This is a genomic window from Coleofasciculus sp. E2-BRE-01 (assembly GCF_040221695.1).
Classification (GTDB): Bacteria; Cyanobacteriota; Cyanobacteriia; order Cyanobacteriales; family Coleofasciculaceae; genus Coleofasciculus.
The window spans coordinates 46,590-59,420 of sequence record NZ_JAVKEA010000033.1; the positions used below are offsets into that span (position 1 = coordinate 46,590).

10 protein-coding genes are annotated in these 12,831 nt (G+C 43.6%); 8 read left to right on the forward strand and 2 right to left on the reverse strand.

What is annotated here, in order from left to right; all coding sequences use genetic code 11:
- Positions 1-116 precede the first annotated feature (116 nt).
- From lepA to RIG66_RS03920, 8 genes are all read left to right on the forward strand, one after another.
- On the forward strand, positions 117-1,928 hold the full coding sequence (gene lepA / locus RIG66_RS03885) for a translation elongation factor 4 (RefSeq protein WP_446375387.1): 1,812 nt from the start codon (positions 117-119) through the stop codon (positions 1,926-1,928).
- A gap of 419 nt (positions 1,929-2,347) precedes the next feature.
- Positions 2,348-3,250, forward strand: coding sequence for a polysaccharide lyase (locus RIG66_RS03890; protein WP_446375389.1), 903 nt, complete (start codon positions 2,348-2,350; stop codon positions 3,248-3,250).
- Between the two features lie 313 nt (positions 3,251-3,563).
- Positions 3,564-4,505, forward strand: a complete 942-nt coding sequence (gene hpsE, locus RIG66_RS03895) for a hormogonium polysaccharide biosynthesis glycosyltransferase HpsE (RefSeq protein WP_446375391.1) — start codon at positions 3,564-3,566, stop codon at positions 4,503-4,505.
- A 33-nt stretch (positions 4,506-4,538) separates the two neighbouring features.
- On the forward strand, positions 4,539-5,750 hold the full coding sequence (locus RIG66_RS03900) for a glycosyltransferase family 4 protein (protein WP_446375393.1): 1,212 nt from the start codon (positions 4,539-4,541) through the stop codon (positions 5,748-5,750).
- Positions 5,751-5,783: 33 nt separating this feature from the next.
- The gene (locus RIG66_RS03905) at positions 5,784-6,695 is read left to right on the forward strand and encodes a sulfotransferase family protein (protein ID WP_446375395.1); all 912 of its coding nucleotides are present in this window, start codon (positions 5,784-5,786) and stop codon (positions 6,693-6,695) included.
- A gap of 10 nt (positions 6,696-6,705) precedes the next feature.
- Positions 6,706-7,614 (forward strand): glycosyltransferase family 2 protein, encoded by a 909-nt coding sequence (locus RIG66_RS03910; protein ID WP_446375397.1) that lies wholly within the window; start codon positions 6,706-6,708, stop codon positions 7,612-7,614.
- 12 nt (positions 7,615-7,626) lie between these two features.
- Positions 7,627-8,802: a glycosyltransferase gene (locus tag RIG66_RS03915; RefSeq protein ID WP_446375399.1), complete on the forward strand. Its 1,176-nt coding sequence runs from the start codon at positions 7,627-7,629 to the stop codon at positions 8,800-8,802.
- Positions 8,803-8,866: 64 nt separating this feature from the next.
- Entirely contained in the window at positions 8,867-9,079 is a 213-nt protein-coding gene (locus RIG66_RS03920; RefSeq protein WP_446375401.1) for a hypothetical protein, read from the forward strand.
- A 261-nt stretch (positions 9,080-9,340) separates the two neighbouring features.
- Here the strand turns inward: RIG66_RS03920 and RIG66_RS03925 are convergent, their stop codons facing one another.
- Both RIG66_RS03925 and RIG66_RS03930 read right to left on the reverse strand, forming a co-directional pair.
- Complete coding sequence (locus tag RIG66_RS03925; RefSeq protein WP_446375403.1) at positions 9,341-9,943, reverse strand: Uma2 family endonuclease; 603 nt, start codon at positions 9,941-9,943, stop codon at positions 9,341-9,343.
- 571 nt (positions 9,944-10,514) lie between these two features.
- Positions 10,515-12,620 (reverse strand): glycosyltransferase, encoded by a 2,106-nt coding sequence (locus RIG66_RS03930; RefSeq protein WP_446375405.1) that lies wholly within the window; start codon positions 12,618-12,620, stop codon positions 10,515-10,517.
- Between the last annotated feature and the right edge of the window lie 211 nt (positions 12,621-12,831).

Consider the following 12,831-nt stretch of genomic DNA (forward strand, 5'->3'; position numbering starts at 1 on the left):
AGGTTCTCTGGAGTTAGAGTATCAGGAGTATTGTCCCCATTTTTGGAAGAAACATTAAAATACATTAAGAGCCATCCATTCCGTGTTGCCAATTTTTTTTGTCACCCGATAATTCTATGACTGATGTTCCTGTCTCTCGCATTCGCAATTTTTCCATCATTGCTCATATTGATCATGGTAAATCCACTTTAGCCGATCGCCTCTTACAGACAACCGGGACGGTGAGCGATCGCAACATGAAGGAACAGTTCCTGGACAACATGGAATTGGAACGGGAACGCGGGATTACCATTAAACTGCAAGCCGCTCGCATGAACTATCAGGGGCGAGATGGTGAGCAATACGTTCTCAATTTGATTGACACCCCGGGTCATGTGGATTTCTCCTATGAGGTTTCGCGATCGCTTATCGCTTGCGAGGGCGCATTGCTCGTGGTAGACGCCTCTCAGGGGGTTGAAGCTCAGACTCTGGCAAATGTTTATTTAGCCTTAGAGCATGACCTAGAAATTATTCCGGTTCTGAATAAGATCGACCTCCCAGGAGCCGAACCCGAACGAGTGATCTCAGAAATCGAAGAGATCATCGGTCTCGATTGTAGCGGAGCAATCCTCGCATCGGCAAAGGAGGGGATTGGTGTCAATGAGATTTTAGAATCTATCGTGCATTTGGTTCCTCCTCCCCAAGACACCATCAATCAGCCCCTGCGAGCCTTGATTTTTGATAGTTACTATGACCCCTACCGAGGTGTCATTATCTATTTCCGGGTGATGGATGGTACGGTAAAAACTGGGGATAAAGTTCGCCTGATGGCATCCAAAAAGGAATATGAAATTGATGAACTGGGTGTATTGTCACCCACACAAATCCAGGTTGAGCAACTACACGCCGGAGAAGTGGGATACATAGCGGCGGCGATTAAAACCGTAGAAGATGCCCGTGTTGGCGATACGATAACTCTAGCTGCTGAACCGGCACAGACGCCCTTACCGGGTTACAAGGAAGCCAAACCCATGGTGTTCTGTGGCTTATTCCCCACCGACGCGGATCAGTACGAAGATTTACGCGAAGCCCTGAATCGTCTCAAGCTCAATGATTCGGCTCTCAACTATGAACCGGAAACCTCCAGCGCCATGGGGTTTGGTTTCCGGTGTGGTTTCTTGGGCTTATTGCACATGGAAATTGTCCAGGAACGATTAGAACGGGAATATGATTTAGATTTAATCATTACCGCCCCGTCAGTGGTTTATCGAGTCACGAATATGGATGGGGAGGTTTTGGAAATTGACAACCCCAGCTTACTCCCTCCACCCCAGCAGCGGGAGAAAATTGAAGAACCTTATGTTCGCATCGAGATGATTACCCCAGAAACCTATGTGGGGACGCTGATGGAACTGTGCCAAACGCGGCGGGGTGAGTTTAAAGATATGCGCTATTTAACCCAAGGGCGAACCACCTTGGTGTATGAATTACCTCTGGCGGAAGTCGTGACTGACTTTTTCGATCAACTCAAATCGCGATCGCGGGGTTATGCCAGTATGGAATATCAGCTTATTGGGTATCGGGAAAACACGCTGGTCCGCCTCGATGTGTTAATTAACGGTGATCCAGTCGATTCCCTGGCAATGATTGTTCACCGTGATAAAGCTTACTCTGTTGGTCGGGCGTTAGTGGAAAAACTCCGGGAATTAATTCCCCGTCACCAATTCAAAATTCCCCTGCAAGCCTCAATTGGAAGTCGGGTAATTGCCAGCGAACATATTCCCGCACTGCGGAAAGACGTACTCGCTAAATGTTACGGCGGGGATATTAGCCGCAAGAAAAAATTGTTGCAAAAGCAGGCAAAAGGGAAAAAGCGGATGAAGTCTTTAGGTACGGTTGATGTGCCTCAGGAAGCATTTATGGCAGTATTGCGCCTTGATCCTCAGTAGGCAGAAATGTAGAGACGTGCCATGGCACTATGGCGAGATGAGAAAGCCGGGGATGTAGGGGCGGGTTTTACAGATAACTTATGGCAACAACTGATAAATTAAATAAACCCGCTCTTCTAGGGAGAATTTACGCATAGCCTCTATCTGTAGGGTGCGTTAGCCAAGCGTAACGCACCATTGGCACTATATATGCTGGATCGGCGTAAGTTCTGATTAAATTAGAGCTGATCCGAGCAGTATTGATATCCATCTTAATAGCGATCACGTCCTTATTCCCTGCTATCTGCCATCTGCCTGCTACCTTTCTTCAGTCAAGGGCTGACAAAAGCACAGAGCAAGGATTAAATTGGATGGTTGAGGGTGCATCAAGATGAAAATGCTCAAAACTCTACACTATCCCGCACGTTTAAGCCAAACCCATGTCAATCAAATTTAAGCATCTAACCGCTTCAGGTCAATTACTAAGTGCAGCTTTTTTAGTCATCATGCTGAATAGTTGCGCTCAGACTGCTTCAAATGAAATAGACTCCTCTTCTGCCTTAAGCAATTCCACAGAAACCAGTCAAGACGTAGCCTCTAACGCTGATGTCACCCCGCTTTGGTCAGATAGCTTTGCCGCAACGGATTGGCAGCAATCTTGGCAGCTTAAAAGTGAGAAACAATGGGGTTTAGAAAATAGTGAAGTGATTAAAGACGCCGACGGCAGATTTGAGATGGTGCTGCGGGTGAAGTATCCGGCGGGTTCAGCTAGCCCTACAGTTTCTCGAAAAAATGATGCTCCGTTAGGGGGTACACAGTTTTATGCGGATTTAGGCTTACCTGCTAAAGAATCCCTGCGCTTGAGTTATTATGTTCGTTTTTCCGACGACTTTGACTTTGTTAAAGGGGGGAAATTGCCAGGACTTTATGGGGGTGACGGTGCTAGTGGCGGAAAAACGCCTGATGGAACCGATGGGTTTTCGACGCGCTTTATGTGGAGACGCAATGGAGATGGGGAACTGTATGCCTATCTACCCACAAGTGAAGAATACGGCTCATCAATTGGTCGGGGGAATTGGCAATTTATCCCTGGAACTTGGCATCATATTGAGCAAGAAGTTGTCCTCAATGAACCGGGTCAAGCCAATGGTCGGGTTAAAGTTTGGTTGGATGGAAACATGGTTCTAGATGAGCAAGGATTGACATTCCGTACCGTTGAAGACCTTAAAATTGATGGTATATTTTTCTCCACCTTTTTTGGCGGCGGTGATCCCTCTTGGGCAACTCCGAAAGATGTGTATGTCGATTTTGCTGATTTCTCTGTCTCCGAGGTAAGCGAGTAGCACAAAAGTCAACTCTCCTTGGGTTGAAACCTAAGGAAACAAAAGCGCAAGTCCGAATCAAGCTGACTGGATAATCATTTTAGTCCATTTTAATGGACAGTCGCTTCCTTGCCCAAAATCTGAATTCTTTGTCGGTGTCAGGGCTGACTGAAAATAATGCAATTTATCAGTCGTAATAAATTCTAAACTTATCGCGATTGTTTTGTGAAGTTATCGTACATTTTCTGTAAAAATGTTTTCTTCCAAAATAAAAAAAGTTACTATTGAATCAAGGAGGATATTACCCACATTTTATGAATAAACAATAAACTCAATGCCCGAATTTACTGTAGCTATTCGCACTTACAATCGTGAAAATTACTTACCAGCCCTGTTGGAAAGACTGCGATTACAGCGCGACACCGAAAATATCAATTGGGAAATTATTGTCGTCGATAATAACAGTACAGACAATACAGCAAAGATTATCCAAGACTATCAACGCAACTGGACTCAAGCATTTCCGCTCAAATACTTTTGTGAATCCCAGCCAGGAGCCTATTATGCAAGGCAACGCGCCATTCAAGAAGCTCAATCTCCTCTGATTGGCTTTCTAGACGACGATAATTTACCTGCATTAGACTGGGTAGCGAAAGCTTACTTATTTGCTCAGTCTCATCCCCAAGCTGGTGCTTACGGCAGTCAAATTCATGGGAAGTTTGAAGTTCCTCCACCGGAAAACTTTGAACGCATTGCTGGATTTTTGCCTATCGTTGAACGCCAACAAACCATTTGTTTCAATACCTACAGAGCCAAGGGAGTATTACCCCCCGGTGCTGGATTAGTCATTCGCCAACAGGCTTGGTTAGACTGCATCCCAAAATATTTGATTTTACAAGGACCAGTTGGTCAATCCTTAGCCGCAAAAGGTGAAGATATAGAAGCCCTTATCTATATGCAAAAAGCTGGCTGGGAAATTTGGTATAACTCGGAAATGCACATTGATCATTACATTCCCAAAACCCGCTTGGAAAAGCAATATTTACAGCAGTTTTTTGAGGGAATCGGCAGGGGTCGCCATCATACTCGTATGCTACGATATAAACGATGGCAACGTCCCTTTATGTTTTTCTTGTATCTGATTAACGATTTTCGTCGCCTCGCGATTCATTGGTTAAAATACCGCCGGGTTATGACGACTGATATCGTAGCTGCGAGTGAAATGTCATTGCTAGTTAATAGTTTAGCAAGTCCTTTCTATTTTAGAAAACGTTAGTTTTGGTACTAAAGTTAATTTTTTCTTAATTTCATGAACCAATCAACTCCCAAACATTCCCGAAAAAATCTAAAAGTAGGTGTAATTGCTAACGAATTTTTCGATCTATCTGTCAGTCGCATGGGCGGATTTGGCTGGGCGACACGGCAAGTGGCTAACTGCTTTAACGCTAACCCCAACTTAGGCGTGGAGATTGTCTTTATTGCGGGTGAATCCTACGCTCAATCTGGTCAACCCGATCCCCGAATTCATCAAACACCTCTCATCCTGCGCCAGCCAAATAAATGGGCTTATGCTCGTCGCATCTGGAGTGAAAAAATTGACTTAATCCTATCGATTGACTACCGCCCAAATTATCGCCCTTTATTTTGGCTGCTACCGCGCACACCTATCGTTCTTTGGGTACGTGATCCGCGTCCGCCAGAAGATGTCGAAAAAATTAACACAGTACGCATTCCAGGACAAGAAAATATGTTACCCTTAGGGCTAAAATGCTTTGACTGTACATCCTTTGCCGGAGTCGTTAACCAATCAAAATGGATGGGACGTCGGATTTTCTTTGCCACTCCTGCACCTTTTCTCAAAGATAAAGTTTTAGGAACTTACGGGGTACAACCGCCAGAAGTTTATTTTCTGCCCAATATTATTGATCTAGAACCAGGAGAGATTGTCAAAAGTGAACAACCAAGCGTCATTTTTCTAGCCCGCCTTGATCCCTATAAACGCCCTTGGATTTTTGCTGAATTAGCCCGCCATTTCCCGGATGTCGAGTTTATCTTTATGGGGCAACCTCATTTTCAAGGCAAGGGGGCTTGGCAACCCGATAACTTACCTGATAATGTGAAACTAATGGGTCATGTTCAAGGAGAGGAAAAAATTCGCCTTCTGGCTTCAGCCTGGGTCTTGGTTAACACCTCTATTCATGAAGGATTAGCTGTCAGCTTCCAAGAAGCACTCAAGTGTGAAACTCCTTTGTTAAGTTGTGTTAATCCTCAAGATGTCGTGTCTCGGTTCGGGATTTATGTGGGGCGTTGGGATGGGAGTGGGATGGACAGTATTCCTTTGTTTATTGACGGTTTGACTCGTCTAATCGAGGATCGGGAGTTACGAACTCGTTTAGGCAAAGAAGGTAGAGAATGGGTTCTAGCCAACCATAATCAATCTCAGTTTTTAGCCGCATTCTACGATTTGTGTAAACGAGCCAGAATTGCTCAATCCAAAATTAATACACTTTTAGGTAAATAAATAAGATAATTTCATCAGCAAAACCCCAAAGATATGACATTGCCTAATTTTTTAATTATCGGTACAGCAAAAGCGGGAACAACATCCTTGAATAACTATCTTGACGAGCATCCACAAATATATATGAGTCCTCGTAAAGAACTGAATTTTTTTGCGCTTGAAGGAGAACGCCAAGATGATTATTGTGGTAATTTTCAGGGAGATAGTGATACGCCTAATTTTATTACTAATCTTGAAACCTATTGTCGCTTCTTTGAAAAGGTTTCTAACCAAGTAGCAATTGGTGAAGCATCACCCCTTTATTTGCTGAGTCCAAAAGCACCGGAAATTATAAAGCACTATATTCCTGATGTCAAGCTGATCGCAATCCTGCGCGATCCGGTTGAACGAGCCTACTCTGACTTTTTATTTAATTTGAGTAGAGGCGCTGAACCAATTGCTGATTTTTCCCAAGCAATCGCAGCCGAATCCGAGCGAATTTGTCAGAACTATTGGTTTCGTTGGCATTATAAACAAAGAGGGTTTTATTCTGCTCAGTTGAAGCGCTATTTCGACAGATTTTCTAGCCACCAAATTAAAGTCTATCTTTATGAAGATTTTCAAGCTGACTCTGTTTCTGTATTAAATGATATTTTTATTTTTTTGGGTGTAGATGATAATTTTTGTCCCAATATTTCGCAAAAATACAATGTTACTTCTATTCCTAAAAATAGAACGCTTAATAAGTTTCTCGATCCTCGGAGCCCAACCAGTACATTTTTGCGTAAATTTGTGTCACCTGAATTACGTAAGTCGGTAAAATCCAGATTATTAAACTTTAACCGTCGTCCCAAGCCTCCGCTGCTTCCAGAGGTTCGCAAACAACTGATAGAAGAGTATCGAGAAGACATATTGAAGCTTCAAGAGCTTCTTGATAAAGATTTAACAAGCTGGTTAACCGTTTGAGGTAAAAGTTATGCATCATCCCTTGGTTTCTGTGGTAATTTCAACTTATAATCGGCTGGAATTTCTCAAACAAGCTGTCGCTAGCGTTGAAGCCCAAGACTTTAAAAATTGGGAACTTCTGATTGTCGATGATGCTTCTGAAGACGAAACTTGGACGTGGCTAACCACCAGAAATCAACCTAATATTAGGATATTTAAGCAACCCGAAAATCATGAACGTTCGGCAGCACGGAACCGAGGCTTAAAAGAGGCTAGAGGAGAGTTGATTATGTTTCTAGATGATGATGATTTACTGCGTCAAAATGCTTTAACTAATTTAGCCAAACCTTTGGTAAAAAATAAAAACCTTGTCGCTTCAGTGGGTGCAAGATGGAAATTTAAAGCGGGTGACTATGCCCTGAAAATAGAACATCCCATCATTTATGTAGAGAAATTCATTTGGTCGGAATTATTAGCGGGTTGGTCTTCCATTTCGGGTCAGAATTTATACCGAACAACGGTTGTTAGAGAAGTGGGGGGTTATCGACCCGATCTGATCATCTGTGAGGATAGGCAACTTTGGCTGAAAGTGGCTAAATTGGGTAAAGTTGCTCTGATTCCAGATATTGTGCTGGATTACCGCGTTCACGGTAAACAGTGGCGACCGAAAAATATAGAAGAACTTAGAGAAAAAGTGTTTCAGGAGTTTATTGATAGCCTTCCGGCTACAGAGCAACCCAAGGGAAACCGGATTCGAGAAAGCGCTCGTTTGTCGCAAAGCGCGGAAAATGAGTATAGAAAAGGGAACTATAGAACGGCTTGGCAGAGTTATTTAAAAGCGTCTAATGTTGCACCAGAACTGGCTTTCTCTCCGTTGACTGGTCTTCCATTAATTCGCGGTCTAGTTAAGTCAATCCTGCGTCCTATGCTGCCGAAATAGGCTAAGTTATTAATGAAAAAAATAATTCTTATTTATCGCGACCAACTGTTACCTTATTCAGAAACGTTTATTCCGGCTCAAGTTGAAAGTTTTACGTCTTATCAAGGTTTCTACGTTGGTTCTTCCTATCTTCCTAGTGCTAAATCTATGGTACTCAAGGAAAACTGCATGGTTTTGGATGATGAAAAACCTTTACCCGGTTTGTGGAAGACAGCGTACAAATTAGCTGGCGTACTGCATCCGAATTGGCTGAGGCGAATCAAAAATTTATCACCTAGCTTAATTCACGCTCATTTTGGCTTGGATGGCGTTTTAGCATTACCTTTAGCTCGGAAGTTAGGTGTTCCGCTAGTTGTAACATTCCACGGCTATTATGCAACAGCGGAAATCGAAGTAAGCGGAAAAACGTGGTATGACTATGGGGAAGATTTTGTCAAGCGGCGGGGTCAGTTTTTTCGGGAGTTTTATGGGAGAAGGCGCAAGACCCTTTTTCGGGAAGCCGATTGTTTGATTGCCGTTTCCCAGTTTATCCGTTCTCAACTGATAGAAAAAGGATGTCCAGCGGAAAAGATTAAAGTTAATTATATTGGCATTGATGTCGATAAATTTATACCAGATTCCCAGGTTCAGCGAGAATCAACAGTTTTATTTGTGGGGCGTTTAGTTGAGAAAAAAGGGTGCGACTATTTAATTCGGGCAATGGCTGAAGTGCAAAAAATTAGACCCGATGTCGAGTTAGTGATGATTGGCGATGGTTCTCTGCGCCAGCGTTTAGAAACGTTAGCGAAAAAGGGATTAAGTCGCTACCGTTTCCTGGGAGTACAAGCACCAGAAACGGTTAAAATGTGGATGAATTGTGCTTCTGTACTCTGTGCGCCAAGTATCACGACTGATCACGGAGAGACAGAGGGACTGCCGATAGTTATCTTAGAAGCCATGGCAATGGGATTACCTGTGGTGAGTTCTTGGAGTGCGGGGATTCCTGAAGCTGTGGTAGATGGCGAAACAGGTTTTCTGGTTCGAGAAAGGGATTGGGAAAATCTGGCAAAATCTATCTTGACTCTGGTGCAGGATACACCGATGAGGGAAGCGTTTGCGATCGCGGCACGTCAGCGCGTAGAACAACGATTTAGTCTGCAGCGGAACACGGCTTGCCTGGAACAGGTATATACTAGTATCTTGGGTTAATTGACGAGCCGGAAACGTTGCTATAAGTTCTTTTCGGCGTATTTTTTAACCAGGAAGGCGCGAAATGTCGTCAAATGCCAAAAAGCGAAAGAAAAAAAACTTTGCTAGCTTTAATACCACAGAAGCTTACAAGCAATTAAGCATCAGTGAATTACTACCCTGGAATATTGATAGTAAACCTATTACACCCAGTCCCTTTTTCCAAGAACGCTGGGCTAGATTACAATATTTTGATTTACAAAAGTATGAAGAATCGGCTCTCCCGTACTTAGAGTGATAATAAAGTCTTATGAATTAAGCTAAAGTCCCAGGGTGTAATGCTTGTAGGTTGGGTTGACAAAGGAAACCCAACTAATCCAGCTTAAAAGCTAGGTTTTCCTCAAATCAAGCCAATCGTCACACACATAAGTAAAATTTATCACACCATGTACGGGAGAGCCGGGTTGCTGCGCTATATTTTTCAGCGATGTGAACAAAATTTGCATTAAGATAGGATGTTGGATTGTATAGCAACCGCCACAACGGTTAGGACAGTCAATCACCAAATTTTTGCCATCCGCAAGACAAATCCTGGTAGCACTGGCTCACCGCTGACTGTTTCAGGATTCTCCAAGATTTCCGGTTCTTGATTGGGGCGGTAGATATAAACGTTTCTGTTTTTGCGGTCGATCAACAAGCCGAGTAATGTACCATTGTCAATATATTCCTGCATTTTCTTTCGCAATCCACTAAGGGTATCGCTCTGAGAACGCAACTCAATTACGAAATCTGGACAAATCGGTGCAAAAGAGGCTTTTTGTTCCTCACTTAAGGCATCCCAGCGCTCTAGTTTAATCCATGAAGCATCGGGGGAGCGGGTTGCTCCATTGGGTAAGGTAAAGCCAGCGCTGGAGTCAAACACTTCACCCGTGCCATCTTGTTCTGCCCAGTTCGCAACTTGTTGAGCAATTTTCATGTTGCGATTCCCTGTATCTGAAAAGGCTGGTGGCATAATAATAACTTCCCCACTGGCAGTACGCTCGATTCTCAAATCGCGATTGGCTAGACAGAATTCGTAGAATTGTTCAACACTAATCGATTTGAGAGCAGGAAAATTCACCGTCAGGGGGACACTTTGGGTTTGAATTAGCAGCGTCGTCATTATTTTTCCTCAGTTGGTTTCGTCTAGCTCAAAACTTAAATGTTAGCGCAATCGCATTTCTTTTCTTTTTTCTTCTGGGAGGTTCGCGGGTTTGATGGTTAAAGCGACAGGTGTAATATCTGAGGAATCCTCAATCCAATCATCCAATTGCCGCAACAACGCTACCCCTACTAAGGATTCACAATATACAATTGCTCATTAGCTTACCCTTTTGAGCCACTTTGTCAAGTCAAAATCCCAAAAAAATCATGTTAGTCGCCAAAAAGTTCAACCGCACAGACAGGAACTGGCTCACAACTATAAGTTGGTTAATCTGAGGCAACGTCTCCTTACTCGCCATCAATACCCAGTGAGTTGATATCAAGTGCGTCTTTTGACTGACGCAGGACTTACGTCGCTACACCACATATCGTGGCAAAGGTGTGTTACGCTACGCTAACACACCCTACACATAGAGTTTTTGTGTAAGTCCAATGACGAAAACTTTAACGGAGCCATATTGTGTTAGCTGATCAGACGATTGCCCGGACTTGATGTAGTCAGCCTGAAGAATACGAAAATCAGATTCTTTTTATTCCTTTTTCTTGAAAGCTGTCTCTGGCAACACATACTCGACAGTTACATCCTCCGTATTACGCAGAATTAAAGCACGATTGCTACTGTTGGATAAATCAAGATTTTTTAACGATGATTTGACTACATTTTCCAAAAGAATACTGCCAATAGCAGATATATTTTCAGTTGAATTGAGCGATTTTTCCCGGAGTGTAAACCCGCTCAAATGGATATCCTGAATCTGATTCTGATCAGACTCCGCTTTTTCGGTCAAAGGATGTTCATGGGGTCGAATGACCAGAACAGCTTCTGTCTCTGTTTCACTAATATGCGCTTGTAAAATCGTTCGCCGCATTCCTTGCCCTTTAATAATCGTGTGACTGCGATTAATTTCAATGGGATAAAATAAATCAATTTCACCAATGGGTAAATTAATCTGTACTGGGTCTTCACCAGACAGACGATTAATTAACGCCTGGAGGGATTTGGCATCATCTTTACCATCATTGGGAATAATTCCATGATCAATCGCTTCAATAATTTGAGGGGGAACCGATTGACTCATCGCCCAGCTACTGTTTGACCATAAACCTGCCACATCTTGCAAGGGACTGAGCAGGCTGGCAAACCAACATAAAATAATCACAAAGCCAAATAACTGGGAGACATAAAGAAAACGAGACACACTTACTTTCACTAACCGTTCCCAACCTGATCCGGCGGCGGAGATACTTTGATTCCCTCGATTCGACCACTTTTGTTGGGCAAGGTTCATCTGAGTCCAGATTTTGATAATACAGGAACTCCATTGGGCGATTAAAAAGACGGGTAAATGAATCGGTTTAAGCCGAGATTGTCGTCCCCAGAAAATGATGGTTAAAATTATCGGTCGAGTACAAAGAATCCAACATAGAATTAGTCCAGCGGCTAACCAATACCCTTGAACTAAACAAATTGATAACGAACCCGGCGTTATTAGAGTCGTCCAGTAACTAATCCGTTGATCCAGGAGACAATACCACATAAACCATCCCGCCTTACCTGGACCCAATCCGATCGCGCGATCGCTGTTCCGCAACATATTCCCATACCAGCGGCGCATATTCTGGTAAGCGCGATCCATTAATGACCCAGAAATCGTCTCAATGGAATAGACAATCACATCGGGGATATACAACATATCGTAACCCCGGCGCAGTAACCAATACCAGGTGGTTTTATCGTCGCCGGAAAGGAATTTAAACTGTCCCCACAACCAATCATCCAACGTATCCAGTTCTAACTGATCCGCAAATGTGGGATGCAGCGCCGCCTCCGCCCGAAATAGAGAAAAGCGTCCCGTCAAACACATCACTTTTTGCGACAGGGACACAGAACACATTTGATAATGACGCTGGGATAGGCGTAAATGTAACCACTCAGAAAATAGATACGATCCCTCAACAATGGGTAACTCATCTGTTGTCAGCGCCCCCATTTTGGGAAATAGGCGAAAAAATGGCAAACAGCGACGTAAGGTTCCAGGTGTCAGTTCAGAATCGCCATCCATTAAACCAACAACGGCATTTTGGGGTAGATTTAAACGCGCTAATTCTCGTAACCCATCCGCCATGGCTTTGCGCTTCCCTTCCCCGGTTTGTACCATTTGGATTAGGCGAATACAACTGAGTTCCGGATCAACGGATTTAAGTACCTTTAAGATGGCAGTATTTTCCTCATCACTGCTACTGGTAACTAGCAGCGTCAGGGGGTGAGAGAGGCTTTGGGCTTCTTGGGCGATGACTCGGAAGACTCGTTCCGTGATCCAAGGTTTTTCCTTATAGGTTGGGACTAATAAGCAAACAGGCGGTAACTTGTCAAGGGGAATGCGATCGGCTTGTTTGCGCCACCGGGGAAAAACCCAATGTAGATAAATCCGAGAACGAATCACTTGCAGCGCCCACCATGACCATCGCCAAATGCCGATCAGCCCCATACTAATTAAACCGGATATGCCTAATAGGTCTAATTGTTCTGGGTTACGCAGCAGGTAGAAGCCAATAAAACCGAAGGCGGAAAGACACAGCAGGGCGAACCAATTGAGATAGGACGAGATGTTTTGCCAACGAAATAGTCGAGTCATAGAGTTTTTGGATGTAGAGACGTGCCATGGCGCGTCTTTAATTGTGTGTAGGGGCGGGTTTCACTACTATCATTTGTCACCTCACCTAGATGTAACTAAACCCGCCCTGACCGAGTGAGATTACGGTTATCATGTTTTACCTCACAAAAGATGTAACTAAACCAAGACTTACGCAGCCACACCATAAGTAGTCGGACAAAAGAAAACGGTA

Bases quoted from the DNA above. Each gene is read 5' to 3' on its own strand.
- RIG66_RS03930 (WP_446375405.1), bottom strand. From the start codon at position 12,620: ATGACTCGACTATTTCGTTGGCAAAACATCTCGTCCTATCTCAATTGG.
- lepA (WP_446375387.1), top strand. From the start codon at position 117: ATGACTGATGTTCCTGTCTCTCGCATTCGCAATTTTTCCATCATTGCT.
- RIG66_RS03905 (WP_446375395.1), top strand. From the start codon at position 5,784: ATGACATTGCCTAATTTTTTAATTATCGGTACAGCAAAAGCGGGAACA.
- RIG66_RS03915 (WP_446375399.1), top strand. From the start codon at position 7,627: ATGAAAAAAATAATTCTTATTTATCGCGACCAACTGTTACCTTATTCA.
- RIG66_RS03890 (WP_446375389.1), top strand. From the start codon at position 2,348: ATGTCAATCAAATTTAAGCATCTAACCGCTTCAGGTCAATTACTAAGT.
- RIG66_RS03920 (WP_446375401.1), top strand. From the start codon at position 8,867: ATGTCGTCAAATGCCAAAAAGCGAAAGAAAAAAAACTTTGCTAGCTTT.
- RIG66_RS03925 (WP_446375403.1), bottom strand. From the start codon at position 9,943: ATGACGACGCTGCTAATTCAAACCCAAAGTGTCCCCCTGACGGTGAAT.
- hpsE (WP_446375391.1), top strand. From the start codon at position 3,564: ATGCCCGAATTTACTGTAGCTATTCGCACTTACAATCGTGAAAATTAC.
- RIG66_RS03910 (WP_446375397.1), top strand. From the start codon at position 6,706: ATGCATCATCCCTTGGTTTCTGTGGTAATTTCAACTTATAATCGGCTG.
- RIG66_RS03900 (WP_446375393.1), top strand. From the start codon at position 4,539: ATGAACCAATCAACTCCCAAACATTCCCGAAAAAATCTAAAAGTAGGT.